General features: G+C 61.6%; 29 protein-coding genes. 11 read left to right on the plus strand and 18 right to left on the minus strand.

Translation table 11 applies throughout. The features are described 5' to 3' along the window. The first annotated feature begins 4 nt into the window (after nt 1-4). Genes ubiT through ubiV form a run of 3 tightly spaced genes read left to right on the plus strand, consistent with a single transcriptional unit; the run spans nt 5 to nt 2,426 of the window. Nucleotides 5-514 (plus strand): ubiquinone anaerobic biosynthesis accessory factor UbiT, encoded by a 510-nt coding sequence (gene ubiT, locus J2046_RS12010; RefSeq protein ID WP_210051995.1) that lies wholly within the window; start codon nt 5-7, stop codon nt 512-514. Beyond that, a complete protein-coding gene (ubiU, locus tag J2046_RS12015; protein ID WP_210051997.1) occupies nt 505-1,482 on the plus strand; it encodes a ubiquinone anaerobic biosynthesis protein UbiU in 978 nt (325 codons plus the stop codon). Before ubiT ends, ubiU begins: the two co-directional genes overlap by 10 nt. Before the next feature lie 2 nt (nt 1,483-1,484). Continuing rightward, nucleotides 1,485-2,426, plus strand: a complete 942-nt coding sequence (gene ubiV, locus J2046_RS12020) for a ubiquinone anaerobic biosynthesis protein UbiV (RefSeq protein ID WP_210051999.1) — start codon at nt 1,485-1,487, stop codon at nt 2,424-2,426. 65 nt (nt 2,427-2,491) lie between these two features. Here ubiV and J2046_RS12025 read toward each other — a convergent pair whose 3' ends face one another. Beyond that, nucleotides 2,492-3,175: an NnrU family protein gene (locus J2046_RS12025; RefSeq protein WP_210052001.1), complete on the minus strand. Its 684-nt coding sequence runs from the start codon at nt 3,173-3,175 to the stop codon at nt 2,492-2,494. Nucleotides 3,176-3,185: 10 nt separating this feature from the next. Then, entirely contained in the window at nt 3,186-3,341 is a 156-nt protein-coding gene (locus J2046_RS12030; protein WP_200883902.1) for a hypothetical protein, read from the minus strand. A gap of 114 nt (nt 3,342-3,455) precedes the next feature. Between J2046_RS12030 and J2046_RS12035 the strand changes: the two genes are divergently transcribed. The 6 genes from J2046_RS12035 (at nt 3,456) to J2046_RS12060 (ending at nt 9,154) form a co-directional block, all read left to right on the plus strand. Then, entirely contained in the window at nt 3,456-4,007 is a 552-nt protein-coding gene (locus tag J2046_RS12035; protein ID WP_210052003.1) for a cytochrome c oxidase subunit 3, read from the plus strand. A gap of 15 nt (nt 4,008-4,022) precedes the next feature. Further along, on the plus strand, nt 4,023-4,295 hold the full coding sequence (locus tag J2046_RS12040) for a cytochrome C oxidase subunit IV family protein (RefSeq protein WP_210052005.1): 273 nt from the start codon (nt 4,023-4,025) through the stop codon (nt 4,293-4,295). 256 nt (nt 4,296-4,551) lie between these two features. Then, the gene (locus J2046_RS12045; protein ID WP_210052006.1) at nt 4,552-5,004 is read left to right on the plus strand and encodes a c-type cytochrome; all 453 of its coding nucleotides are present in this window, start codon (nt 4,552-4,554) and stop codon (nt 5,002-5,004) included. A 21-nt stretch (nt 5,005-5,025) separates the two neighbouring features. Continuing rightward, nucleotides 5,026-6,372, plus strand: a complete 1,347-nt coding sequence (locus tag J2046_RS12050; protein WP_210052008.1) for a nitric-oxide reductase large subunit — start codon at nt 5,026-5,028, stop codon at nt 6,370-6,372. Between the two features lie 60 nt (nt 6,373-6,432). Then, nucleotides 6,433-7,245 carry a CbbQ/NirQ/NorQ/GpvN family protein gene (locus J2046_RS12055; protein ID WP_210052010.1) on the plus strand — a complete coding sequence of 271 codons (813 nt, stop codon included), beginning with the start codon at nt 6,433-6,435 and terminating at the stop codon, nt 7,243-7,245. Between the two features lie 10 nt (nt 7,246-7,255). Then, on the plus strand, nt 7,256-9,154 hold the full coding sequence (locus J2046_RS12060; protein ID WP_210052012.1) for a nitric oxide reductase activation protein NorD: 1,899 nt from the start codon (nt 7,256-7,258) through the stop codon (nt 9,152-9,154). Nucleotides 9,155-9,279: 125 nt separating this feature from the next. On the opposite strand, the gene J2046_RS12065 is transcribed toward J2046_RS12060, so the two are convergent. From J2046_RS12065 to J2046_RS12100, 8 genes are read right to left on the minus strand one after another with little or no spacing between them, the layout of a single operon-like run. Further along, nucleotides 9,280-10,464: an alanine racemase gene (locus tag J2046_RS12065; RefSeq protein WP_210052014.1), complete on the minus strand. Its 1,185-nt coding sequence runs from the start codon at nt 10,462-10,464 to the stop codon at nt 9,280-9,282. A 10-nt stretch (nt 10,465-10,474) separates the two neighbouring features. Further along, a complete protein-coding gene (locus tag J2046_RS12070) occupies nt 10,475-12,316 on the minus strand; it encodes an adenine deaminase (protein ID WP_210052016.1) in 1,842 nt (613 codons plus the stop codon). After that, the gene (locus J2046_RS12075; RefSeq protein ID WP_210052018.1) at nt 12,313-12,951 is read right to left on the minus strand and encodes a helix-turn-helix domain-containing protein; all 639 of its coding nucleotides are present in this window, start codon (nt 12,949-12,951) and stop codon (nt 12,313-12,315) included. Before J2046_RS12075 ends, J2046_RS12070 begins: the two co-directional genes overlap by 4 nt. Before the next feature lie 22 nt (nt 12,952-12,973). Further along, nucleotides 12,974-13,921 carry an N-carbamoyl-D-amino-acid hydrolase gene (locus J2046_RS12080; RefSeq protein ID WP_210052020.1) on the minus strand — a complete coding sequence of 316 codons (948 nt, stop codon included), beginning with the start codon at nt 13,919-13,921 and terminating at the stop codon, nt 12,974-12,976. Between the two features lie 2 nt (nt 13,922-13,923). Further along, entirely contained in the window at nt 13,924-14,991 is a 1,068-nt protein-coding gene (locus J2046_RS12085) for an ABC transporter ATP-binding protein (RefSeq protein ID WP_210052022.1), read from the minus strand. A gap of 8 nt (nt 14,992-14,999) precedes the next feature. Continuing rightward, entirely contained in the window at nt 15,000-15,791 is a 792-nt protein-coding gene (locus J2046_RS12090; RefSeq protein WP_210052024.1) for an ABC transporter permease, read from the minus strand. Then, nucleotides 15,788-16,648 (minus strand): ABC transporter permease, encoded by an 861-nt coding sequence (locus J2046_RS12095; protein ID WP_233469713.1) that lies wholly within the window; start codon nt 16,646-16,648, stop codon nt 15,788-15,790. Before J2046_RS12095 ends, J2046_RS12090 begins: the two co-directional genes overlap by 4 nt. 1 nt (nt 16,649) lies before the next feature. After that, on the minus strand, nt 16,650-17,684 hold the full coding sequence (locus J2046_RS12100) for an ABC transporter substrate-binding protein (RefSeq protein ID WP_210052028.1): 1,035 nt from the start codon (nt 17,682-17,684) through the stop codon (nt 16,650-16,652). A 220-nt stretch (nt 17,685-17,904) separates the two neighbouring features. On the opposite strand from J2046_RS12100, the gene kynA reads away from it, so the two are divergent. Next, a complete protein-coding gene (kynA, locus tag J2046_RS12105; RefSeq protein ID WP_210052030.1) occupies nt 17,905-18,744 on the plus strand; it encodes a tryptophan 2,3-dioxygenase in 840 nt (279 codons plus the stop codon). 70 nt (nt 18,745-18,814) lie between these two features. Here the strand turns inward: kynA and J2046_RS12110 are convergent, their stop codons facing one another. From J2046_RS12110 to J2046_RS12140, 7 genes are all read right to left on the minus strand, one after another. Further along, on the minus strand, nt 18,815-19,138 hold the full coding sequence (locus J2046_RS12110) for a hypothetical protein (protein ID WP_210052032.1): 324 nt from the start codon (nt 19,136-19,138) through the stop codon (nt 18,815-18,817). Nucleotides 19,139-19,151: 13 nt separating this feature from the next. Beyond that, nucleotides 19,152-20,057: a 2-hydroxyacid dehydrogenase gene (locus J2046_RS12115; RefSeq protein ID WP_210052188.1), complete on the minus strand. Its 906-nt coding sequence runs from the start codon at nt 20,055-20,057 to the stop codon at nt 19,152-19,154. 62 nt (nt 20,058-20,119) lie between these two features. Then, complete coding sequence (locus tag J2046_RS12120; protein WP_210052033.1) at nt 20,120-20,899, minus strand: amino acid ABC transporter ATP-binding protein; 780 nt, start codon at nt 20,897-20,899, stop codon at nt 20,120-20,122. A 28-nt stretch (nt 20,900-20,927) separates the two neighbouring features. After that, nucleotides 20,928-21,731: a transporter substrate-binding domain-containing protein gene (locus J2046_RS12125; RefSeq protein ID WP_210052035.1), complete on the minus strand. Its 804-nt coding sequence runs from the start codon at nt 21,729-21,731 to the stop codon at nt 20,928-20,930. Nucleotides 21,732-21,782: 51 nt separating this feature from the next. Beyond that, complete coding sequence (locus J2046_RS12130) at nt 21,783-22,439, minus strand: amino acid ABC transporter permease (RefSeq protein WP_210052190.1); 657 nt, start codon at nt 22,437-22,439, stop codon at nt 21,783-21,785. 12 nt (nt 22,440-22,451) lie between these two features. Further along, nucleotides 22,452-23,120, minus strand: coding sequence for an amino acid ABC transporter permease (locus J2046_RS12135; RefSeq protein ID WP_210052037.1), 669 nt, complete (start codon nt 23,118-23,120; stop codon nt 22,452-22,454). 111 nt (nt 23,121-23,231) lie between these two features. After that, a complete protein-coding gene (locus J2046_RS12140) occupies nt 23,232-24,266 on the minus strand; it encodes a LacI family DNA-binding transcriptional regulator (RefSeq protein ID WP_210052039.1) in 1,035 nt (344 codons plus the stop codon). Between the two features lie 170 nt (nt 24,267-24,436). Here J2046_RS12140 and J2046_RS12145 point away from each other — a divergent pair, with 170 nt between their 5' ends. Continuing rightward, on the plus strand, nt 24,437-24,733 hold the full coding sequence (locus J2046_RS12145; RefSeq protein ID WP_210052040.1) for a DUF2218 domain-containing protein: 297 nt from the start codon (nt 24,437-24,439) through the stop codon (nt 24,731-24,733). On the opposite strand, the gene J2046_RS12150 is transcribed toward J2046_RS12145, so the two are convergent. Then, on the minus strand, nt 24,734-25,570 hold the full coding sequence (locus J2046_RS12150; protein WP_210052043.1) for an inositol monophosphatase family protein: 837 nt from the start codon (nt 25,568-25,570) through the stop codon (nt 24,734-24,736). Nucleotides 25,571-25,572: the final 2 nt, after the last annotated feature.

Here is a 25,572-nt window from a genome sequence, read left to right on the forward strand (position 1 = left end):
CAATATGGAATTTCCCCGCTTGCTCGCCATTCCCTTGAACTACATGCCGCTTGCGGCGATTGAACGAGCGACGGGAATGCTGTTCCAGCGGCTGTTGAAGGAGCATCCGGATCTCTTCGAACGGCTGGGGGAGCACAAGGCGAAACGCTTCGCCTTTCTGCCGGGCGACCTACCGCTCGCCTTCATCGTGGAGCCGGCCCGGCCGGCGATCTGCGTCATCAGAAAGTCGGCAATGCGAAGCGCGGTTGATGCCTCGGTGGAAGGGCCGCTCTTCATGTTGCTTGCACTGCTCGAAGGCCGTTGCGATGCCGATGCATTGTTCTTCTCGCGCGATCTTTCCATCACAGGAGACATGGAGGCCATGCTTGCGATGCGGAATGCGCTCGACGACGCCGATATCGACCTGCCGCGCGACCTGTCGGCCCTCGCCGGTCCTCTCGCTCCGGTCTTCGGAAAGATGGCCGAGGACATTCGCCGTCGAGCACTTGCCGATGAGGTCTCCGCATGGAACTGATCTGCCCGGCCGGAACGCCCGCGGCCTTCCGCGAGGCCGTCGATGCAGGAGCCGACGCCGTTTACTGCGGCTTTCGTGACGAGACCAATGCCCGCAATTTCCCCGGCCTCAATTTCAGTCGCGACGAATTGCGCACGGCGATCGATTATGCCCGCCGCCATGGCACGCAGACCTTTGTTGCCCTCAATACCTTCATGCGCGCCGGGGACGAGGAGATATGGTATCGCGCTGCCGCCGATGCGGTCGCGCTCGGCGCCGATGCTTTGATCCTCGCAGATTTCGGCCTGATGGCGCATGTGACGGAGCGTTATCCCGAACAGCGGCTGCATGTCTCGGTCCAGGCTTCCGCCTCGAACGCGGATGCGATCAATTTTCTGGTCGATGCGTTCAATGCCAGGCGGGTCGTCCTGCCGAGGACGCTAACCATCGCCGACATCGCCCGCATTGCACCGCAGATTCGTTGCGAGATCGAGGTCTTCGTGTTCGGCGGGCTTTGCGTCATGGCAGAGGGGCGCTGTTCTCTATCCTCCTATGCCACCGGAAAATCGCCAAACATGAACGGCGTCTGCTCGCCGGCAAGCCACGTGCGGTACCGTCAGGAAGGCAATGAACTGGTTTCGGAGCTTGGTGATTACACCATCAATCGCTTCCCCGCCGGCGAGGCGGCCGGCTACCCCACTCTGTGCAAGGGCCGCTTCGATATCGCCGACAGCCGCGCCTATGCTTTCGAGGACCCGGTTTCTCTCGATGTGATGGGCGAGATCGATGCGCTTGCCGCCGCGGGTGTCAGCGCTTTGAAGATCGAAGGCCGCCAGCGCGGCAAGGCCTATGTCGCCGAAGTCGTGTCGACCCTGAAGAGGGCGTTGTCGGCCGATCCTGCCAAGCGAGCCGCATTGCTTGCCGGCCTGCGTAACCTGAGCGAAGGCCAGAAGACCACGTCTGGCGCCTATGAGAAGCGCTGGAGATGAGCATGAGCCGCACCGTCCCGCCCTCCCTGACGATGGGGCCTGTCTATTATCTCTGGGATGGCCCCAAATGGCGCGATTTTCATTTCCGCATCGCCGACGAAGCGCCGGTGGATCGCGTGGTGATAGGCGAGACCGTTTGCTCCAAGCGCCAGCATTTCATCGAACCCCATATCGCCGAGGTGATCGAGCGGCTTGAAACGGCCGGAAAGAAGGTGGTTCTGTCGACGCTGTCACTCGTCACGCTGGAGCGGGAAAGCCGGCAGATCCGGGAACTGATCGCCGACAGCGAGCATCTGATCGAAGCCAACGACCTTTCCGCCCTGGGACTGCTGAACGGCAGGCCTCACAGCATCGGCCCATTGGTCAATGTCTACAATGCAGCGACAGCCAGACTGCTCGCTGACCGCGGTGCGACCGCAATCTGTCTGCCACCGGAACTGCCTTTCACATCCGTCGAGAAGATCATTGCCGACGATCCCGGGATCGCATTCGAGGTGTTCGCCTTCGGCCGCATGCCGCTCGCGATTTCGGCGCGATGCGCGCATGCCAGATCCAAGGGCAGGATCAAGGACAATTGCCAGTTCGTGTGCGGAGAAGACCCGGACGGCCTGCCGGTGAAAACCCTTGACCGTCAGTCTTTCCTCGCGCTGAACGGAGTGCAGACCGTCTCCCATACCTGTCAGGCGCTCCTGGGCGAACTCGCAAGCCTCTCCGCATGCGGCGTTTCGGCCATCCGCCTGTCGCCCCAGGATTGCGACATGGTGGCGGTCGCAAAGCTCTATCGCGCCGTGCTCGATGACACGCTGGATGCAGACGAGGCGATCGCGCTGCTGCGCGAAATCTATCCGATGGCACCCTTGTCGAACGGTTTTCATCATGCACGCGAAGGAGCTGCATGGGTCGCCCGTGCCCGCAATACGGCCCACGGCGCAGACCTGAGCTAACTTATTAGCATAAGCGGAGGAGGCGACCAGGATCGACGGCTGAAGCGCGCCTCGTCAGAACGTGATCAAGCTCGAAGGAAAACAAGCGGATCCGCGCCCATCAGGGCGGCATGCCCTCCCGCAAGAAGCCAGAAGACAAGCACGACGGTGAAAAGGATGGCCACGGCCATCGGCCTGTCGATCCTGAGCCTGGTTCGCCCTTTGATGGCTGCCGCGAAGGGAATGACGGAACTTTGCGAAGAGGCCACCGGCCATGTGGCTTCGGATGCGCGACGCGCCCTTCTTTCGAGCATGAGGAACCCGCCGGCAGAGAAGACGGCGAAGCCGCCGAACAGGAGGAGCGAACGCAGATCTCCGTTGGGCGGGATGTGCCCGATCGACCAGCACAGAAAACCCCATAGAACCGGATGGCGCGTCACGGCCACGATGGCGTCCGGTTCACCTTTCTTCCTGAACGAGATCGAAAAGGGATTCCGGCTGAAAAGGCCGGCCAGAACCAGGAATAGCCCGATCGGCGAGAGCAGGAGCGTGCACCAGGCCTGCCATGGCTCCGGCTGCCAGACTTCCACGTAATCGAGGCTCAGGGCGGAAAGGAAAAGCCAGGCAAGAGCCGCGGTGGAAACGACGGAATAGGCGGCGATATAACTTCCGTGCCCCATCCATTCGATCAGCGTGCCACGGATCCGCGGCACCGCCGGTATGGAGTGCAGGGCGATGAACGCCGTAAACGCCAACAGGAACTCCGGCATGGCAGGACTGCTACTGTTGCCAGAAGAGAACGCCGGCTATGGCAACTGAAAAGACAACTGCCGCCAGCGAGCTGTACCCCTGCAGCACCCCCATGCGCTTCAGCGCGATGGCGAATATGACAATGATCGGAGCGGCCATCACGAGGCCGATTTGAGCATCAGACATGACAAATCCTTGGTTTTGCCCTGATCCTAAGCCCTCCATCTCTCGTTTCTTTGCGATATGACAAAGAGCGGCGCCTGATTTGCCTTCATCTTCTGCCCGGAAAATAACGGAGACATGAGAATGGCGGTAATCCCGGCGCCCGACGAGGCGGACGAAGGCAGCGACCTTCTTCTCTGGGTCCTGGTCTGGGGGGAACTTGCAGCATTCGGCATCCTGCTGATCGGCTATCTCATCATGTCGATGCTTCACCCGGAAAGCTTTGCGCTTGCAAAGCTCCACCTCACCCCTCGGCTGGCGGGATTCAACACCGTCGTGCTCCTGGCGAGCAGCTGGCAGGCGGCGCTGGCCGCGAACTCGCAGGATAAACCCGGCCGACAGCGCCTCTTCCTGTTGCTCGCCGCGGCATTGGGTTTCCTTTTCGTGGCGTTGAAATTCGTCGAGTACAGTTCCGAATGGACAGCTGCCGGCAGTGAGAACCTTCAAACCTTTTTCGAACTCTATTTTCTCATCACCGGCTTCCACCTGGCGCATGTGGCTTTCGTAGCGGCTCTTTTCGTGCTGGCGGCGATCAGACTGGAGCGCTCGACAATCGTCATCCTGACGACTGTCTGGCATGTCATAGACATCGTCTGGCTGGTGATGTTCCCCTTGATCTATCTGAGCTAGGGTCGGGAGGCCGGAATGAACGATTCGAAACTCTTCGGCAGCGCGAATTGGGTCTTGATGCTCGGCATCGTTGGCGCGCTGATCGCGGCCCAGTGGAAGCAGGAGGCGATCCCGATGATCGCGTTCACCGTCATCCTGGTCATGACGGTCGCGAAAGCGCGGCTCATCGTGCTCGACTTCATGAGCCTGCGTGGGACGCGGCCTCTTCTGGCCCGTGCGCTGATGATCTGGCCGATGTTCTTCGCGGCTCTCTCCCTGGGCAAGGTCGTGCTGGCGGCTGTTCTCTAGGCAAACCTCCGCTCCACTCTCAAGCCGGTGCGTGCCCTGACCCGCAGGCGCGTTCGTCGTTGCTCCCTACCGGCGCCAGGGAAAGCCGGCCCTCGCCTTTTGAGATCGCGGTCTCTCGAAGCTCCGACTTTTTGTTTGGGAAAGCGCAAAGAACCCATCCCGGAATCCCCGCATAGAAGCTCCCACGGGCCATCGTCCGCATCTGCGGCTCGACTCCCGAATTTGCCAAAGGCATCCGCACATAGGGGACATCAGGATGGCAGAACGCCTCACGAAGACCGGGGCACGCAACGTCTTTTACGGCGGCTCCGCGTTCTTCTTCGCAATCTTTCTGGGGCTCACCGCCCACAGCCACTACTACATGCGAACCACCTCCACGGACGAGGCCACGCTGACGGATTCCGTCGCGCACGGCAAGCACGTCTGGGAGAAGAACTCCTGTATCAACTGCCACACGCTTCTCGGTGAAGGCGCCTATTTCGCGCCGGAAGTGGGCAATGTGTGGAAGCGCTGGGGCGGCGATACAGATCCGGACACCGCCCGCGCCACCCTGAAAGCATGGATGGCCGCACAACCGAGCGGCATCGAAGGCAGGCGGCAGATGCCGCAGTTCAATCTGACGGAACAGGAACTCGACGATCTGGCCGACTTCCTCGAATGGACCAGCAAGATCAAGACCCAGAACTGGCCGCCGAACGATGCCGGCTGATCTGAGGGGAAGGAAAGACACATGAAATATCAGACGCAAAAGGTCGCAATGCTGTATTTCTACGGCGCGCTCGGCCTCTTCATCGCTCAGGTCCTGTTCGGCGTTCTGGCGGGCACGATCTACGTCCTGCCGAACACGCTCTCGGAACTGTTGCCCTTCAACATCGTACGCATGATCCATACGAACGCGCTTATCGTATGGCTGCTCATCGGCTTCATGGGCGCGACCTACTACCTTCTGCCCGAGGAGACGGAGACGGAACTCTTCAGCCCGAAACTGGCTATCGCCCAGTTCTGGATTTTCCTGATTGCCGCAGCGGTCGCCGTCGTCGGCTACATGTTCAAGATCCATGAGGGCCGCGAGTTCCTCGAACAACCGTTCGTCATCAAGGTCGGCATTGTCGTGGTGGCGCTCATGTTCCTGTTCAACGTAACACTCACGGTGCTGAAAGGTCGCAAGACGGTCGTTACGAACATCCTGGTCTTCGGCCTCTGGGGTGTCGCGATCTTCTTCCTGTTCGCCTTCTACAACCCCGCCAATCTGGCTCTCGACAAGATGTACTGGTGGTATGTCGTTCACCTGTGGGTCGAAGGGGTCTGGGAACTGATCATGGCTTCGGTCCTCGCCTTCCTGATGATCAAGCTCAACGGCATCGACCGCGAGGTCGTCGAGAAGTGGCTCTATGTCATCGTCGGGCTTGCCCTGTTCTCAGGCATTCTCGGCACCGGCCACCATTTCTACTGGATCGGCGCGCCGGGCTACTGGCAGTGGATCGGCTCGCTCTTCTCGACGCTTGAGGTGGCGCCCTTCTTCACCATGGTCATCTTCACGTTCGTGATGACCTGGAAAGCCGGCCGCAAGCATCCGAACCGCGCCGCCCTCCTCTGGTCGATCGGCTGCTCGGTCATGGCCTTCTTCGGAGCGGGCGTCTGGGGCTTCCTGCATACGCTGTCGTCGGTCAATTACTACACCCACGGCACGCAGGTCACCGCGGCCCACGGCCACCTCGCCTTCTTCGGCGCTTACGTCATGCTGAACCTCGCCGTCATGGCCTACGCGGTTCCGGAGATCCGGGGTCGCAGCCCTTATAACCAGTGGCTCTCGATCGTCAGCTTCTGGATCATGTGCACCGCCATGTCGGTGATGACCTTCGCGCTGACCTTCGCGGGCGTCCTCCAGGTGCATCTCCAGCGCGTCCTGGGCGAAGGCTACATGGATGTCCAGGACCAGCTGGCGATCTTCTACTGGGTCCGCCTCGGCTCGGGTGTCTTCGTGCTGATCTCCGCGCTGATGTTCCTCTGGGCTCTGTTCGTCCCTGGACGCGAGAAAGACCTTGCGGGCAGCGCAAGCATCCAGCCGGCCGAATGATGCGATGCGGCTCCATCTCCCGATGGAGCTGCTCCCCCTTTAAAGATCAAGGACACCCCAATGAAAGCTAACCCTCAGGTCAAAACCGCAGATGCCGGGCAGGTCCCTCACTACGTTCCTGCAGGAAACGAATGCGAATTGTTCGAGACGGCATGGAAGCGGCAGCTTCCGCTTCTTCTGAAAGGCCCGACCGGCTGCGGCAAGACCCGCTTCGTCAGCCATATGGCGGAACGGCTCGAATTGCCGCTCTCCACCGTCTCCTGCCACGACGATCTGACGGCCGCCGATCTGACCGGCCGCTTCCTTCTGAAAGGCGGCGAGACCGTATGGGTCGACGGGCCGCTGACGAGATCGGTCCGTGGCGGCGGTATCTGCTATCTCGATGAGATCGTCGAGGCGAGAAAGGATGTCGCCGTCGTCATCCACCCGCTGACGGACGACCGGCGCATCCTGCCTCTCGAAAGAACGGGAGAAGTGCTGGAAGCCCCCTCGGAATTCATGCTGGTCGTCTCCTACAATCCCGGCTACCAGAATATTCTCAAGACGTTGAAGCCTTCGACCAAGCAACGCTTCATCGCTATCGAATTCGATTTCCTGCCCCGGGAACAGGAGGTCGCAATCGTTGCGGCAGAAAGCGGCCTTGCGGAGCGGCATGTCGTGCCGCTGGTTACCCTCGCCCACCGCCTGCGGGCGCTCAAGGGACACGATCTCGAAGAAGGCGTTTCGACGCGCCTGCTTGTCTATTGCGCCTCGCTCATCGAAAGCGGCCTGAAGCCGCGTGACGCGATCCGTGCCGCCCTGATCGAGCCACTGACAGATGATCCGGATGTGCGCGCGGCACTGTTCGAAGTCGCAAATGCGGTCGTAGCTTGAGGATAGATCAATGCTGGACTTCCTCGAACTGGAAGAAACCGTCGGCAAGGCCTGGCATCGGCTGGTCGGCCAGACGCGCAGCACGCCGCGATATCCGGAGCACGCGGTCGCATTGGACGAGATCAAGCCGATGCTCGCCTCCTGCTTCCGCGGCTTCGGCGGCGATCACGCCGTCCAGCTCGTTGCTGCCCATCAGCGCACGTCCAAACATCGGCTGAAGCTTCGCCAGCTCGTCGGGCTGGGCGAGGAGCGGCTTGCCCGGTCCGGCCGGGATTTTGCACGGGCAATGCTGCCGGAGGTCATCGACTTCTTTCCCGATCGCACCCTCAACCGCGAGCTGTTCATCTGGTTGACCGCCGCCGTGGCCATGCTGCCGGCGGCACAGCCCACGTCGACCGATCCCCTTATCCGCGATCTTGAGCGGCTGCACCTTTCCACGACCAACGTGGAAGCCGCCCTAGCCGCTTTCCCCGGGCTGCGTCCGGCCTATCGGCGCCTTTGCGCGGCAACACTTGCGGAACGCCATCGCGGCAAGCTTCCGGCGGTCGAACAGCTTCTGGAAAACAGGATCGTGAGCCTTCTTCGCACCGGCGCTGGCTTGCCCGACGATCTGCCCCAAGCAATATTCCCGCACCATGCCCCGCCGGGCTATCAGCCGATGATGGATGTGCCGCTCTGGCCGGAATTCTTCCAGCAGGAAGAAAGCCGCTCCTCGGCCACAGATTCGGAAGCCCCGCTCGGCGATCCGCAAGGATCGAATGGAGGACGCCGTTTTAGTGCCCAACGGGAGCGCGAAGACGAGAAGCGTTCCGACCGGAGCCCCTTCATCCTCAACCGTTTCGAAAAGATCCTGGCAATGGCCGAAATGGTCAATGTCGACCGGCCGACCGACGATACGCCCGATGAGGATGGAAAGGCTGCCGAGGATCTCGACGAGATGGTCCTCGGGCATCGGCGGGAGCGCCCGTCATCCCGTTTCCGCTTCGATCTCGACCTTCCGCCCGAAATGGTCGACCTCCAGGAAATCGCCGCCGATCTGACCTATCCCGAATGGGATTATCGGAAGGCCGCCTATCTGAAGAACCATTGCCGGGTTCTCGCCGTTCCGGTCGCGGCCTCCGGCGATCGCCTTTTAATGTCCGACGATACGAAGGCACTGGTCAGGAAGGTCCGCAAGCAGTTCGAGATCCTGCGCCCCCGGCAGGAACTCCTCAAATCGCAGCTTGACGGAGGGGAACTCGATCTCGATGCGGTTGTCCGGCGCCGGACCGACCTCGTGGCCGGCGGACAGGGCACGGACCGTATCCACATCACGAGTCAGCCGCGCAGCCCCGATCTCACGGTCACCATCCTCGTCGACGTCTCCCTTTCCACCGACGCGTGGATCGATAACCGACGGGTCCTGGACGTCGAGAAGGAAGCACTTCTCGTCCTCTCGCAAGGTTTGACCGGCTGCGACACGGATCACTCCATCCTGACTTTCACGTCGCGACGCCGTTCCTGGGTGCGGATCGAGACCGTAAAAGGGTTCGATGAACGGCTTTCTCCGGGTGTCGAGGATCGCATCGCCGGTCTGAAACCAGGATATTACACACGCCTTGGAGCCGCCATGAGACATGCGACCTCCGAACTGGCAAAACGCCCCAACCGGACGCGCCTGCTTCTCGTCCTGACCGACGGCAAGCCAAACGACATCGATCACTACGAGGGCCGTTTCGCGCTGGAGGACAGTCGCCGCGCCGTGCAGGAAGCGCGCCGCCAGGGTGTAAACGTGTTCGCCGTAACCGTGGACAGGGACGCAAAATCCTATCTGCCGACGATGTTCGGCCGCAACGGCTATGCGGTTGTCGGGAACATTTCGAAGCTGCCGGCAGCCTTGCCCGCCATCTATCGCGGCCTGACGGGTTAGGGAGACCCGGCCGCGCAGAGGTTCGGCCGCGGCGGATTGCCGAACCTCCACCTCTCCACTCAGAACCAGCGCCTACGCCGCCTTATCGAAATGGTCTGCCGTTCTGTTCCGATAGGCCTCGGATGCTAATCCCGATCTTCGCCATCGCCTTGGGCGCGTATGCGGTTATCGGCGGCATCAATGGCCAGCCGACGCTGTTCTCCTCCGCCGACAAGGTGCAACCCGGCAGCCAGATTGACGACGACGCAGGAGTGGTTCGGATAGATGAGCAGCCGGTCGCCGATCGCAAGATCGGTCGCGCCGCGCGCGACCATGCCGTGCTCTTCGGAGAGCCGCGTGACGATCAACGGTGTTTCGAGCTCATCCGACCAGGCTTCCCCAAAGGCAGTGCCGGTACCGACGCTGTGGGGGCCGAGATCGGAACTCAGCGTCTTCGAACCGGCATCGATGATATAGAAGTCGCGATTGGCCGAAATAATCGTTGTTGCGACCGCCAGCGCAATCTCCGAGCGCGTGGCGATTCCGAGCCTGACGGCCGTGAGATCGAGGAAGACGTAATTGCCGGGCCGGACTTCGTCGATGCCCTCAAAGCCGTCATTGCAGAGCATCGTCGGCGTGCTTCCGATCGAGATGCGCGGCACGTCGATCCCGCTGCCACGCAAGGCCTCGCGGAAGCGCAGCAGTGTCTCGCGTTCGTCAGTCGCGGCCTTGCGGACGCCGTCTGGATTGCCGGCGCCATAGGCGTGTCCGGCATGGGAGAGCAGCCCCATGAAGCGGTGCTTGGAGCGCGCCAGTCTGTCCGCCTGCACGAGGCTTTCGGAGCTCTCCGGATCGACGCCACAGCGGTGCAGGCCGACGTCGATCTTGAGGAACACGCCGCCTGCCCTGCCCGTCTCGGCCGCGGCCTGTTCCAGGACATCAAGCCCGAAGCTGCTGTCCACGATGAAGCGCAATTCCGCATCGTGATCGGCCGCAAGTTTCAAGAGGCCAACGACTTGTCTTGACGCGACCAGCGGATAGGCGACGGTGACCGGCGAAATACCCGCCCGGATGAAAACGGCGGCTTCGGCGGCATGAGAGGCGGTGATGCCACGGGCTCCGGCCGCAAGCTGCCGCCTGGCAAGCGCCACCGATTTGTGCGTCTTGATGTGCGGATGCAGTTCCACCTGGTTATCAACGATCGACTGCATGCGGGCGATATTGGCGTCGAGCCGCGGTTCATCGACCACGACGCAAGGCGTTTGAAGGTTTTCAGCACCGGCAAAGGCTTTCCGCACGCCATCGGCTGAAACATTCAATGGGTCGTGCATGGCGCCCTCCTTACCAGACAATCGGATGGGTTTCGCCGGTGGCAACATTGACGAGGCCTTGCGGCACGTCGTCGGAAGGCGCCACCAGTACCCAGCGCCAGGGCGCGCATGTAAGCGTGGCGAAGGCCAGCCGCTCGGGAAAGCCTGCCCACCACCGCGGCGAGGACGAGGGCTCGAACATCCAGTCGATCTTGTCGCCCTCGGCATAGAGACGCTGCATGTCAGCGTCCAGGTCTTCCGCCGAACGGGACGACATCAGCCCGGCCACTTCGTAGCGCACCGTGGCGACAACCTTGTTGCCCCGCACGAGAGCCCAGCCGCCGCCGATTTCGGCAAGCGCATTCACGGCGATTGCCATGGCCTCGTCGGAGGAGCCGACGCACCAGACATTGTGCTTGTCATGGGCGAGAGAACTTGCCAGCGCGCAATCGGGCGTGCGCGGTCCCGTCCCCGCCCAGAACATTTTCGAAAGCGACTTCTTGCCGGAAAAGCGGTCGACGATGGCGAACTTGGTGATGTTTCGGTCCGTATCGCGCTGAACCCTCCCCTCTTCCACCGGCAGTTCGTAGGTGAGGAAACTGTCTTCCCAATGGAAGGGCCGCAAGACGGCCGCCATCATCGTGGTACGGCCGGCGGGAGCCTCGATCGCGAAATCCGCGGCCGTGAGCTCGCCACCGATCTGCACCGTATTGCGTGCCCATTCCGGCCAGTCGATATGCGGCACGGGCAGAATATAGTCCCTGCCCTTCGAGACCTGCCTGCCGTCGGCCCAGACTTCGGCGATCTCGAAATTCTCGAGGTCCGAGAGCAGCGCGATATCGGCGAAACGGCCCGGAGCGATCGAACCGACCCAGGGGGTGAGGCGCATGTGCCGCGCCGGATTGATGGTAACACACTGGATGGCGATTTCCGGTGCAAGGCCGGACTGGATGGCGAGCCGGACATTATAGTCGGTCGCGCCCTTCTGCAGGGTTTCGGAAGCGCTGCGGTCGTCGGTGGCAAAGGCGATCTGCGACCAGTCGGAAAGGCCGCGTTGAAGCAGGCCCTTGATGACGTCGGGCATGGAATGCGGACGAAGTTCCATGAAGAGCCCGTGGGAGAGTTTGTCCCAGAACTCCTCAGCGGTCCATGCCTCATGGTCAGAGGCGAGACCGGCAGCCGCGAAGGCGTTGATGGTCGGCAGATCCTTCAGCCCGGCGGCATGGCCCTCGACGACGCCGCGCGCCTCGAACGTGGCCTCGATCATGCTCCAAAGCCGCGCGTGAGATGCGTTTTCGGGGTTCCACACGGCCGGCCAGTCCATGACCTCGTCCAACCCGGCGACCATCAGGCTGTCTTTCAGGAAGGCCTTCTGCTCGTCATAGCCGAACCAGCCGCCGCCATGTTCATAGGCCGTTGGCGGCACCGCCGAGCCGGGCAGAGGAAAGATCTTGAGCGGCGAGCCGTGCTGGCGCGCAGCCATCCAGAATTCGAGTGTGCGGGAGCCGCGCACATTGGAGAATTCGTGGCTTGCCTCGCATGTCCATGTATTGCCGCGGGGCATAACCAGCGCCGCCTCCCATTCGGGCGTCAGGTGCGAGCTTTCGATATGCTTGTGCACTTCGCCGAGCCCCGGGATGGCCATCAGCGACGGCCGGTCCACGATGGCATCGGCGGTTCCCGGCCAGGAACCGGCCGGGCCGACATAGGCAATGCGATCGCCCTTGATGACGATTTCCTGGTTCTCGGCCCAGGTGCGGGTTGCCGTATCGAGCAGCCTGCCGACACGCAGGATGCGATCGGCGGGGGCCTTGCCGAGGGCGACGAGCGTCAGCTTCTGGCGGATAAGGACTTCGGATTTCGCGTTTATCATTTTGCTTCCAGGCTTTCCGTCGGCTTCGGTGCCGAACCGGCAAAACAGATGGAGAGGATGCGGCCGGGTTTCGGGCCGACCGCATAGAAACCGTGATCCATCGCCGCGTCGAAATAGGCGGAATCGCCGGCTGCGAGCACAACGGGCGCATAAGGATTCATCTCGAAAACGACATCGCCTTCAAGCACATAGACGAATTCTTCGCCGGAGTGGGCGCTCCTGACGCTCGGACTGTCGTCGTCACGCGGCTGGATATCGATGACCATCGGCTGCAGTGACTTGGCAGCAAGATCGGTCGCCAGCATTTCGTAAAGCCCCATCTCGCTACCGAAATGCTTGCCCCTGCCCGCGCGCGTGATGGCGCGGGCGGCGCCGGAAAAGCGCGCCTGCGGCGGCTCGCCGCCCAGCAGGTCGGCAAAATCGATGTCGAGGCCGGAGGCAAGACGGGTCAGCACGCTGTAGGCGGGGCGGCTCTGGCCGTTTTCGATCTTGGACAGCGTCGAAATGGAGACGCCGGTTCGCCTGGAAACCTCGGACAGCGTCCAGTTGTTCGCCTTCCTGAGGTCCGACAGAATACGCGCGACGGCGGCTGCATCGTCGTTTGTCGGCGCCGCATGTTGTCCTGGATCATTCATTCCGGGTTCCTCCCTCCCGTTTTCAGGTCTCGTTCTCTGCGCCCGCAATCGGCCCCCTGGTTTCGACGATCAGGCGATAATGGTCCGGCTCGCGGTGGCGTGCGAAATCGAAGATCGTCTTGCGGTAGAGGGCCGCCATATCGAGATTGCACTTTGCCACAACAACTTCATCCTCCGTGGAAGTCGCCATTGCCGCGATCTGCCCGGACGGTGCGACGATCATCGACTGGCCGATCAGGTTCGAGCCCTCCTCTAGTCCGGCCTTGGCGGTGGCGACGACCCATGTCGAGTTCTGGTAGGCGCCCGCTTGCAGGGACAACTGATTGTGGAACAGCGTCAGGCTGTCGAAATCGAAATTGCCGGTATGGTCATCGGGCGTATTGTAGCCCACCAGGATCATCTCGGCACCTTTCAGCGCCATCACCCGGTAGGTCTCGGGCCAGCGCCGGTCGTTGCAGATGCACATGCCGATCGTCGTGCCCATTGTTTTCCAGACACGGAAGCCGTAATTGCCGGGCTCGAAATAGTATTTTTCAAGATGCTGGGCTTGAAGGTCCGGCTGCGGCCTGTCCCAGCCCGGCAAATGGACCTTGCGATACTTGCCGACGATCGCGCCGGCCCGGTCGACGAGGACGGCGGTATTGTAGCGATGGGTCCTGCCCTCTTCGACGGCAAGCTCGGCATAGCCGAGATAGAAACCCACTTGCAGGCGTTTTGCCTCCTCGAAGAGCGGCAGCGTCTCCGGTCCGGGCATTTCGCGCTCGAAAAAGGCATCGATCTCGGCTGGATCAGTCAGATGCCAACGGGGAAAGAAGGTCGTCAGCGTCAGTTCGGGAAAGACCACCAGTTCGGCGCCGCGGGCCGCCGCTTCCTGCAAAAGCGCGATCAACCGCGCGACGACCTGTTTACGGCTGTCCTGTCTTGCAATCGGCCCCGTTTGTGCGGCCGCGACCACCATCGAGCGCGCCATGGTCAGTTCTCCTCGTACGGCAGGATGCAGCAATGTTCGAAATTCAGCCTCAGGCCGACGGCGCTGTCCTGCCCGTGGTCGTGGGCAAGCGGCGCGTTGGCGGTGAGTACGCCGAGCGCGGTATCGACCTTGTACTGGTAGGCGCGGCCGAGATAGGAACGCGTATGGGTCTTGCCCGGGATCGTTTCCGGTCCCGCGGAGACGATTTCCAGCCCTTCCGGCCGGGCGCCGACCAGGAAGCGATCGGGGAGCGGACCGGTCATGCCCAGCGATAGCGTGAGAAGTGTGCCGCCGACCGTCTCGACGGTGACCGCGTCACCGTCGCGGGCGATCACGGTCATGGGCAGCAGATTGTCGAAGCCGACGAAACGCGCCACGAAGGCATTGACCGGGCGGGTGTAGAGGACTTCCGGCGTGTCAAGCTGGACGATCCGGCCGGCATGCATGATCGCCACGCGGTCCGAGATCGAAAAGGCCTCTTCCTGGTCATGAGTGACGTAGATCGCGGTGCGGCGGTTGGCGCGCTGCAACTCGCGGATCTCGACGCGCATGTCGATCCGAAGCTTGGCGTCGAGGTTGGAGAGCGGCTCGTCGAACATCAGAAGCGGCGGGTCGATCACCAGTGCCCGAGCGAGCGCCACACGCTGACGCTGGCCGCCTGATAACGCGGCCGGCAAGCGGTCGGCATAGTCGGCAAGGCCGACACGGGCGAGCATGGCCTTGACGCGGGCCTCGCGCTCGGCGACCGGCACCCTGCGCTGCTTGAGCCCGAAGCCGACATTGTCCGCGACCGTCAGATGCGGAAACAGGGCATAGTTCTGGAAGACGATGCCGGCATCCCGCTTGTGGGGAGGAAGATCGGTGATGTCGCGCCCGGCGACGGTGATGGCGCCGCTGGTCGGCTGAATGAAGCCGGCGAGCAGCCTCAGTGTCGTCGTCTTGCCGCAGCCGCTGGCACCGAGCAGCGAGACCAGTTCGCCTTCGCCGACGGAAAGGTTCAATCCGTGCAGGACCTGGGTGCGACCATAATGGGCAACGACATTATCCAATGTAACGGCGTGATCGGCCATTTCGGCTCCTATTTGATGGTCTTGGACAGCCCGAGGCTGCGCTCGATCAGGATCATGACGATGGTGGTGACCGCCATCAGAAGCACTGAAACCGCGCTGACCGTCGGGTCGAAGAACTGCTCGACATAGGTGAAGACCTCGATCGGCAGCGTCGAAATCCCAGGCCCCGTCAGGAACAGCGCCACCGCCATGTCGTTGAGCGAGGTGATGAAGGCGAGCACCACGCCGGCGATCATCCCTGAGCGGATATTGGGCAGCACGATCGTCCAGAAGGCGCGCACCGGATGCATGCCGAGGCTGACGGCGGCCTCCTTGATCGAGAAGTCGAAGCTTGCAAGACTCGCGCCGATGACCCGAACCATATAGGGCAGGCAGAGGATTGCATGGCCGAGGATGAGTGACGGCATGACCGGAAGCTCGAAAAGCACGATCAGGGTTTTCAACAGCGAAAAGCCGAAGACGATTTCCGGGATGAAGAAGGGCAGGAAGAAGACCGATCCGTACCAGGCCGGGATCGTCGTGCGGTAGCGGGCGAGCGCATAGGCTGCCGCAAGGCCGAGCACCAGCGCCAGCAGCGTGCCGCCCGCCGCGACCTGCATGGAGATGGCGAAGGTCGACAGAAAGCTGTCCTGGGCGAAGACGTTTTCGAACCAGCGCAGCGTCAGTCCTTTCGGCGGAAAGGCGAGATAGGTGGTGTCGCTGACCGAGGTGCCGAGCACGATCACCACGGGGCCTATCAGGAACAGCATCACCAGCCAGCCGGCGAGTTGCATCAGCGGGTGGAGCTTGCGGCGGTTCATTGCGCAACCCTCGCGGATGTGGCGCGCCGGACGAGCCAGCCCATCAGGAAAACGCAGAGAATGGTGACGGCCATCATGATCGCGGCGATGGTATTGGCCGCCTCCCAGTCGAAGGAAATCATGGCCTTCTGGTAGAGGAGCGTCGCCAGCGTCATCTGCGGCTCGCCGCCGAGAAGCCGCGGCGTTACGAAGGTCGCGAGGCTGCCGGTGAAGACGAGCACGGAGCCGACGATCATGCCCGGCACCGCCAGCGGCAGCGTGACCTGGCGAAAGACGCCGAAAGGGCTGGCGCCAAGGGATTCGGCGGCGAGATAAAGGTCGTCCTCGATGGTCTCGAGCACGCCGACCAGCGACAGGATCATCAGCGGCGTGAAGAGATAGGCGAGGCCCACGATCACCGCACCTTGCGTGAAAAGCAGGCTGAGAGGCTGGTCGATCAGGCCAAGCTGTATGAGCGCGGTATTGACGATGCCGTTGCGGCCAAGGATCGCCATCCAGGAAAAGGAGCGCACGACGACGCCGGTCAGAAGCGGGAAGACCGAGACGATCAGCAGCACCCGCTTCAGGCCCGGGCGGGAATTGGCGATCATGTAGGCGCCGAAGAAGCCGGCGACGAGCGACACGGCGGTTGCCTGGAGCGCGATCCAGAAACTGCGGATCAGAACGGCGCGGTTATAGCTGCTGGAAAAGAAGAGCCGGTAATTCTCCCAGATCCCCTTCGGATTGCCGAAGCTCTCCATCAGCGTGCCGGCCACGGGAAGAACGAGCAGCAGCAGGAGGGCCAGGGACGCCGGCAGAACCAGCACCCATGGCCCGATGACGCTAAGACGCCGGATGATTGACGGACTGTGCGACAAATTACTGCCCGAACACCGTGTTCCAGCGGCTTTCCCAGTCGGCATTGACCGCGAGCAGCTTCTCATACGGATTGGTCTGCATGCTCGTGACCGCCTTTTCGCCATAAACCAGGCGTGAGGCCTGTTCGGGCGTCAGCTCGACATTCTTGTTGACGGGGCCTTGGCCGCCACCGAGGGCAATCGAGGAGATCTGCTGGATATCCTTGCTGATCTGCCAGTCGATGAACTTCAGCGCCAGTTCCTTGTTCTTCGAATTGGCCGGGATGTTGATCGTGTTCATCATGGCGAAGTCGCCTTCCTTCAGCTCGGCCCAGCCGATATTCGCATTGGCGGCCTTGATTGCCGGGAAGGCATAATCCTGAGCGAGTCCGATAAAGGCCTCGCCGGTGGAGAGCAGGTTGGTGAGTTCCGAACCGGAGCTGAAGGTCTTGACGATATTCGGCTTCAGCTCCGCCATCTTCCTGAAGGCCGCATCAGGATCGCTGAAGGCATCGGTGCCGGCGCATTTCGCTGCCATCATGACGACGGACGGGCCGCCGGTCGTGTTGAAGCCGGGCATCGCGATGGCGCCCTTGAAATCCGGCCGCCACAGGTCGCACCAGGACGTAATCGGCGTAGCGGTGCGCGTCTTGTCGTAGACGATGCCGTAGCGGCCGAAGGTGACAGCCGGGCCGTAATCGCCCTGCGGGTGCTTGGCGGCGTCGTAGAGTTCATCGAAGTTCGCGAGCTTGGAGGCGTCGATTTTGTCGAAGGCCCCTTGGTCGATGCCGATCTGGGAGAATTTGTCGGTCAGGTAAATGATATCGACACCGCCGCGGATGCGGGCCTTGTTCAGGCGTTCCGGTGCCCCACCAGTCTCGATGACAATCTTGACGTTGTTGGCCTTTTCGAAGGGTTCGTAGACCTTCGGAACGAGGAAATCATTGGCATAGCCCCAGTCCGAGATGACGAGCTTCTCCTGCGCGCTGGCGAAAACCGGCAGCGCGATGCCCGTCACAAATGCGGCCATACGCATCAAGGAAACCATCGATGACATCTATCTCAACCCCTCTCCGTTATCGGTTTGGAAAATAATTTTCGATTTGGAAAATCATACATGGAGTGATTTTTTATACAAGCCCCATGCCAGCCCAAAATATAGGCATTTTTTGACAGCATGGACAGATAGCCAGCCCGTCGATCAAATCGGTGGATATTTGCCGAAACCTCCGGCACAAGGGGACCTGGAACTGCCAGACACAAGAGATGCCGCGCATATGAGCACAAAACCCTACGATCCTGCCGAAGACGGCGCGGAAATGTCCTTCCGCGAACAGATGTCCTATTCCGACTATCTGCACCTCGGGGAAGTGCTCAATGCGCAGAAGCCGATTTCCGGGGCGCATGACGAACTGCTCTTCATCATCCAGCACCAGACTTCGGAGCTGTGGATGAAGCTTGCGATCCACGAGATCACGTCGGCAATCGCCGCGATCCGCGGCGACGATCCTCAGCCGGCCTTCAAGATGCTCACGCGCGTCGCCCGCATCTTCGAACAGCTCAACAATGCCTGGGACGTGCTGCGCACCATGACGCCCAGCGAATACACCGAATTCCGCGCTTCGCTCGGCAAGTCCTCTGGTTTCCAGTCCTATCAGTATCGCGCGATCGAATTCCTGGCCGGGAACCGCAACCTCGCAATGCTCGGTCCGCATTCGCACCGGCCGGACATCATCGCCATGCTGGAAGGCATCCTTGCACAGCCAAGCCTTTACGACGAAGCGCTGATGCTGCTTGCCCGGCGCGGTTTCGATATCGGCGAGGATGGGGCTCGCACGGATTGGCGCATGACGCACAGCGAGAACCAGAAGGTACTGGAGGCCTGGAGGGTGGTCTACAGCGCTCCCGGCCGATACTGGGAACTCTACGAGCTTGCGGAAAAGCTCGTCGACTTCGAGGATTATTTCCGCCGATGGCGCTTCAACCACGTCACCACGGTCGAGCGTGTGATCGGTTTCAAGCGCGGGACGGGCGGCACATCCGGCACCCACTACCTGAAGAAGATGCTGGAGGTGGAACTCTTCCCTGAACTCTGGCGGGTGCGCACCGTTTTGTAGCCGAGGGTCGCCTCAGGCGGCTTCCCTCTCCTTGCCTCATAACCGGGCGCGGAAGGCGGCGCGCCGGTGTTCAGTTCAGGGCGAGGTCGAAGACGTGGTGATGAATGCGGCCGTCGAACATTTCGAGCAGGCCCTTGGTTACTTCCCGGCTTTCGTAGCGCACCAGAGATTCGAGCGCGGCAGTGAGCGCCTCGCGGCTGTCATACATGGTGGATAGCACCATGGGATAGCGCGGCGCGCCTTCATCCCGCTCGATATTGTAGAGCACGCGGACCTCCCTCACGCCGGGAAAGGAAAGCCACAGCGGCATCAGCTTATCGGCGACGTAGGTCTTGAACTCTTCTTCCTTGCCGGCATGGATCGTGCCTTCAAAAAAGGCCTGTCGAATGATCATTGTTTTCTCCGGCTCAGTTCACGGTGGTCGGCGGCTTTTCACCGGCGAAGTGGGCAGCGATATTGGCAAGCACGAGATTGCCCATGGCGACCCGCGTCTCATAGGTTGCGCTGCCCTGATGCGGCATCAGCACGGTGTTCGGGGCTGTGAAGAAGTCTTCGCGAATACGCGGTTCATTGAGGTAGACGTCGAGACCGGCGGCGGCAATCGTGCCATCGTTCAGCGCTACGAGCAGCGCGTCCTCGTCGACAACGCTGCCGCGCGCGATATTGATCAGAATACCCTTCGGTCCCAAAGCCTTCAGCACCTCGGCATTGACAATGTTCTGGGTCTCAGCATTCGCCGCGACGATGACGCAAAGCACGTCGCTGTCTTCCGCCAGCGCCACCGGCGAGGCGCAGGACTTCCAGGCCGTGTCCTTGACCGGCGAACGGTTCCAATAGCGCACCTCCATGCCGAAGGCCTCCGCGCGGTGGCCGAAGGCCTTGCCGATCTGGCCGAGGCCGAGAATGCCGACCCGCTTGCCTTTCGGGCTCGTGCCGAGCGGGAAAGCCTCCTTGCCCCACTTTCCCTCGCGCACGAAGGCGTCACCCCTGGCAATATGGCGCAGCACGCCGAGCATCAGCGCGATGCCCAGATCGGCGACATCGTCGGTCAGCACGCCGGGCGTCGTGGTCACGTCGACATTGCGGCTGCGGGCAAATTTCAGATCGACCTTGTCGGTTCCGACGCCGTTGATGGCGATGACGCCGAGCGAAGGCAGCTTCTCGATCCAGTCGTTGGAAAGTCCGGTGCCGCCGCCGGTCGCGACCGCGCGGATATTCGGCAGTGCCGCTTCCAGCGTCGCCTTCTGTGCCGGATCGTACATCCGGCGCACCGTGTAGGCCGCCTCGAGCTGATCCTCGATGAATTGCATCATCGGTTCTACGAGCAGGATATCTGGTTTCACGTCCGGAACTCCGTATCTTGAATGGCTGCGGCTCAGGAAATCTGGCCAAGGAAGGTCTTGAGACGCTCGTTCTTCGGGTTGCCGAAGAACTCGTCCGGCGTGCCCATTTCGAGGATTTCGCCGCGGTCCATGAAGATCACCCGGTCGGCGACCTGGCGGGCGAAGCCCATCTCGTGCGTGACGCAAAGCATGGTCATGCCCTCTTTCGCGAGGTCGATCATCGTGTCGAGCACTTCCTTGACCATTTCCGGGTCGAGTGCCGAGGTCGGCTCGTCGAAGAGCATGATCTTTGGGTTCATGCAGAGCGCCCGGGCGATCGCCACACGCTGCTGCTGGCCGCCGGAAAGCTGGGCCGGATATTTCTCCGCCTGCTCCGGAATATGCACCCGTTCCAGATATTTGCGGGCGGTCTTTTCCGCATCCGCGCGGGAAATGCCGCGCACCTTCATCGGCGCTAGCGTGCAGTTTTCCAGGACCGTCATATGGGGAAAAAGATTGAACTGCTGGAAGACCATGCCGGTCTCCTGCCGCACGATATCGACATTCTTTCCGCCGGCGGTGAGATCGTGGCCGTCCACGACAATCCGGCCCTTCTGGATCGTCTCGAGCTGATTGATGCAGCGGATGAGCGTCGACTTGCCGGAACCGGACGGGCCGCAGATGACGATCCGTTCACCCCGGTTGACCGAAAGCTCGATATCCTTAAGCGCGTGGAAGCCGCCATACCACTTGTTGACGCCTTCCATGTTCACAGCCAGATCGGAAGCTCCCCGCCTGGCTGCGGCCGATGCGTTTGCTGTAACCTCATTCATGCGAGGAACTCCCTTCAATCTCTACTTTTTACTTCTTGGCGTTGGCGACGAAATCCGGCAGCGGCGTGCCGAGCCACTTCTCGTGAATCTTGCTGAGTTCGCCATCGGCCTTGACCTTGTCGATGAAGGTGTTGACAGCCGTCAACAGCTCAGCCGAGCCCTTGCGCACCGCAATGCCCTGCACCTGCTGGCTGAGCTGAAGCTTCTGTTCGAAACGGCCCGGAGCGGCAGCCTCGATCTGAGCGGCGACGACGTTCGACACACCGATCAATTCCACCTGACCGGACAGCAGGGCCTGCACGGCGCTGGCGTCGTCATCGAAGCGCTGGATCTTGGCATCCTTCGGCGCGATCTTGGTCACTCCTGTATCCTGCGTCGAGGCGCGGGCAACACCGATCGTCTTGCCGGAAAGGTCCTCCGGTTTGGAAACGGCAGTGTCCTTGGCTCCGAAGACGCCGATCGAGATACCGGCATAGGGTTCGGAGAAATCGACGCTCTTGGCGCGCTCCTCGGTGATGCCGAGCGAGGCGACGAGCAGGTCGACCTGGTTGCTCTGCAGGTAGGGGATGCGGTTCGGGCCGGTGACCGGAACGATCTGCAGCTTCACGCCCCATTCCTTGGCGAGCAGCTTGGCGACGTCCGCGTCATAACCGTCCGGCTCGTTGCCGGTGTTCATGATGCCGAAGGGCGGGAAGTCGACCAACATGCCGATCTTGACCGTTCCGGCAGCCTTGATGCTTTCGACGGTTTGCGCCGCGGCCGTCGAGGCCATCGCGCCCATCATCAGGCCTGCACCGATCGCGGCCACTACTATGCGTCTGGAAATGTTCATTTTTCCTACCCTTTCTGTTATGCCGGCTTCCTCCCGCCGGCTCGGGTCCCGTCAGCGTGTCGTCGCCCGGGAAAATCTGGTTTCCATGCGCCGCGCGAGCACCGAAAGCGGCCAGCACAGCACGAAATAGACCGCGGCGACCGTTCCGAACACGAGGAACGGGCTGAAGGTCGCGTTGTTGATGATCTGTCCCTGGCGAGTGAGCTCGGTAAAGCCGATGATCGCCGCAAGCGACGTGCCCTTGATGAGCTGCACCAAGAAGCCGACCGTGGGCGCGACCGCGATGCGGGAAGCCTGCGGCAGGATGATGTAGCGCATGCGATTGTAGTAGCGTAGGCCCAACGCCGTCGCCGCTTCCCGTTGTCCGGGCGGCACTGCCTCGATGCAGCCGCGCCAGATTTCGCCCAGAAATGCACTCGCATGCAGCGTGAAGGCGATTGCAGCGGCAATCCAGGGGTTGATGCCGAGGCCGAAGATATTGAGCCCGAAGAAGACCAGGAAAAGCTGCATCAGCAGCGGCGTGCCCTGGAAGACGCGGATGAAGCCCGTTGCGACGAGACGCGGCCATTTGGAATCGGAGACACGCACCAGTGCGATGACGAGACCGCCGATACCGCCGCCGGCAAAGGCGATCGCCGAGAGCGCGATCGTCCATTGCGCCGCGATGACGATGATCCAGAATTCGTTCCAGCCGAAAGGTCTGATCAGCATATCCTACCCCTACCGGCTCAACGGATATTTGAAGGCGGCCTTCTCGATCGCCGAAAAGATCGCAGAGAAACCGACGGACATGGCGAGATAGATCAGCGTGACGACGATATAGACCTCGAAGCTCGCAAAGGTCGCCGATTGCAGGTCGTTGCCGGCGGCCGCAAGGTCGTCCGCCGAGATTGCCGAGACGACGCTGGAGGTCAGCATCAGGTAGATGAACTGACTGGTCAGCGCCGGATAGACGGTGCGCAGCGCCGGCTTCATGATGATATAGCGGAATATCTGCAGCTTGGAGAGACCGAGTGCCGTGCCCGCCTCAACCTGCCCTTTCTGGATCGATTCAATGCCGGCGCGGATGATCTCGGTGCCGTAGGCGCCGAAATTGACGACAAGCGCCAGAAGTGCCGCGCTGTTCGGCGTCAGGCGCAGGCCGAGCGACGGCAGGCCAAAGAAGATGAAGAAGATCTGCACGAGAAAGGGCGTGTTGCGGATGACCTCGATATAGGCATCGATCAGCCAGCGCAGCGGCGCAACCCCGGAAGTCTTGCCGGCCGCACACAGAACCGAGACGATCAGGCCGAGAATCATCGCCGCGCAGGAGAGCTGGATCGTCAGCCAAGCGCCGAGCAAGAGCTGATCGAAGCCCGAGAACACGGGCTCGAAGTTGAAATTGTACAACTTGGGACCTCCCCAATCATTGTCGAACGGGGTCCACTCCTCTGTGGCGCACGCCCATTTAGATCGATCTAAAATCTTTTCCAACGGGCGTCAACCACCCTTGGGTGTTTATTATAGGGTGGTCACGGCGAGCGGTGCACAGGACTGGCGGATATGAAGCTGCGTTTCCTTCACAACCCTGCGAGGTGGGAGCATTGGATCGATGAGACGGTCGAGCAGAAGCCGGGCGGCGTTCTCCCCGATCGTCACCGGGCCGGTGGAGACGGACGTGAGGCGTGGACGCATCACCTCGGCTTCCGCCACGTCATCGAACCCGACCAGCGAAAAATTCTCACCCACTTCCCGCCCGAGGTCGTGAAGCCCGGCTGACAGACCGAGGGCCACGACGTCGTTGAAACAGATGACCGCCGTGGGCTTTTCTGCCTTGTCGAAAAGCAGATGAGCCGAGCCAGGAATTCTTGCCGTCTGGTATGGAACCCGGATGATCATGCCCGGATCGAAACCGCGTGAGACCATGGCTTCCCGGAAGCCCTCGATACGCTCCAGATAGGCTGAATGGATCGGCCCGTGGACAGCAAAGGCAATCTTGCGATGGCCGAGGGACGCAAGGTAATCCACCGCCTGCCGCATGCCAGCGGCATAATCCACCCCGGCATAATCGACATCTTTCGAAACATGACGAAGCAGCTGCACAAGCGGTAGGTTCCATTCACCGATACGTTCGACGAATTCCGGCGCAGTATCCGCCGCCGGGCAGAGAATGACGCCGTCGACGCCGTGTTCGCGCATGCGGCGCATGACCATGTCCTGCCGTTCGACAAGATCGCCGCTGTTTGCCAGGATCACGACCATGCCGGCTGAATCGATCACGGCCTCGATGCCGGACAGGAGTTCCGCAAAGAACGGATTGGTGAGGTTCGGGACGATCACGCCGACCGTGTGGCTGCGTTCCGCACGAAGCCGAGCCGCCCCCATATTGTAGACATAGCCGAGCTCTCGCATCGCGGCTTCGACGCGTGCCCGCGTTTCAGCACCGACCAGCGGGCTCTTGCGGATCACGAGTGAAGCGGTGGCGCGCGAGACATTGGCGTGCCGCGCCACATCGAGAAGCGTGACACGGCTTTTCTTTCGGTCGTCAGATGGCATGAACTTCACTTAGCAGAGGTGACGGGAACCCGGATAGGGCTCTTCTCCTATAATCCGACCTCGGGATGGCGCCGGTCAAGCCATCCGGATTTCGTGATCGGCTCAGGAGATGACAGGCGCTACGCCACCGCCTATAAGTGGAGAAATAAAATCATATAAAGGAGATCCACATGCTTCAGGCGACTGCCGCCGTGAAAACCGAACATGGTTCGAAATATCTCCAGCAGCTCTGCAAACATTTCGCCCACAAGATCGAGGTGAGCTTTACCCCGACACACGGCGAATGCACGTTTGCGATGGGCAAGGGCATTCTCGATGCGGATGGCGCGGGCCTGACGGTGACGGCCACCGCGCCCGACGAGGAGCAGCTCTCGCGGACAAAAGAGGTAATCGAATCCCATCTGGTCCGCTTCGCGTTCCGCGAGGAACTGGCCCCACTTGCCTGGAACCAGGTCATAGCCGCCTGATCAGGCTCCCCCGTCCTGGTGTGCCGCCAAAAGCCCTTCCATCTCGATCAGGAAGGAGAATTCATTCCCGAGACCGGGTGCAAATGCGACCACCGGCCCGCCGCGGTGAAGCAGCCGGTCGAGCGGTGGCACGGCGACTGTCGCGCCGGCTTCCTTTGCGATCAGTACGCCGGCCAGCATGTCCCAGGCCGAGAGGTGCCGCTCGTAATAAAGATCGGAAATGCCCTCCGCGACACGGATGAGGCCGATCGCCGCCGCCCCCATTCGGCGGTAATCGATGCCGCGCTCGTAGAGACGGCGTGAGACGGCGATGTAATCCTCAAAATCGGTACGGCGCGAGTGGCCGAGGACGGCGATTGCCTGGGCCGGGTCCATAGTCTTCGCGGCTGCGATCGGCTGGCCTTCCTTGAAGGCGCCCTCCCCGCGGATCGCGTGGAACACCTTGTCTTGCGCTGCATCGTAGATGGCGCCGATCAGGATCTCACTGCCGGCAACGAAGGCGATCGACACGCCCCAATGGCGGAAGCCGCGGATGAAATTCGTCGTGCCGTCGATCGGATCGACCACCCAGGTCCCCCTCTCGCCGGATTGCCCGCCCCCCTCCTCGCCCATGAAGGCATCCTCCGGAAAGGCCGCCAGCAGGGCGTTGCGGATCGCCTCTTCCGAGCGGCGGTCGGCGATCGTCACGAAATCCTGCGGTCCCTTGTTCTCGATTCCCAACGCGTCCGGCAGCGCCTCCAGCCGGAAGCGAGCTGTATCTTGGCCGACCTGCCGCGCGATCGCGGCAGCCGCCTCGCATCGAGCCCGAAGGGATGAACTCTCGAATTGCAACGACATTT

The organism is Neorhizobium petrolearium, assembly GCF_017873175.1.
Classification (GTDB): domain Bacteria; phylum Pseudomonadota; class Alphaproteobacteria; order Rhizobiales; family Rhizobiaceae; genus Neorhizobium; species Neorhizobium petrolearium.